Here is a 559-nt window from a genome sequence, read left to right on the forward strand (position 1 = left end):
GAGGATTCGTAACATATTGGGTATCAATTACAACAAAATTCCTGCTTCCAATAAGAAGTGGGTGGGGGGATTATGTGCCTTTATCTAAGCTTAAATGAAAGAGCCGTGTCAGAAAGAGCAGTCTAGCGGGAGATAAGCCTTGTTCATCGCTTCGGCTTGAAGCAACCGGTAGTGCATCCGGTTGCGGCGCGGATAGGTTGCGCTTTCCTTCTCCGCTTGTTCAAGCAGAGACAAAGCCGAATCGGGATATGCCTGCATCAGCCGCTCGGCTTCTGCCAACACATCCTCACCTTTGGGATTCGCGCAAGCGGTAATCCCTATCAGCAATCCTATCCAATAAAGCAACCGTTTCATTCCGCTCTGTCTCGCTTACGACTGCAAAGATACGAATTTTCTTATTATAGACGTATTTGAACATCTTACAAACGCAGAGACGCAAAGACGCAGAGATTTTTAGAAGCTGTTTTGATTTCATTCGATAAATCTGTTAAGCATGATTTGGATGAATGCAATCTGTACCATAGCTTCTGCGGTTTCAGCAAGGAATTCATAATCGATG

At 44.9% G+C, this 559-nt stretch carries 1 protein-coding gene; it reads right to left on the reverse strand.

Features of this window, described 5'->3' with window-relative positions:
- Positions 1-108: 108 nt before the first annotated feature.
- Complete coding sequence (locus tag B5F91_RS14785) at positions 109-354, reverse strand: hypothetical protein (protein ID WP_087429768.1); 246 nt, start codon at positions 352-354, stop codon at positions 109-111.
- Positions 355-559 lie beyond the last annotated feature (205 nt).

The organism is Bacteroides sp. An322 (genome assembly GCF_002161765.1).
Lineage (GTDB): Bacteria > Bacteroidota > Bacteroidia > Bacteroidales > Bacteroidaceae > Phocaeicola > Phocaeicola merdavium.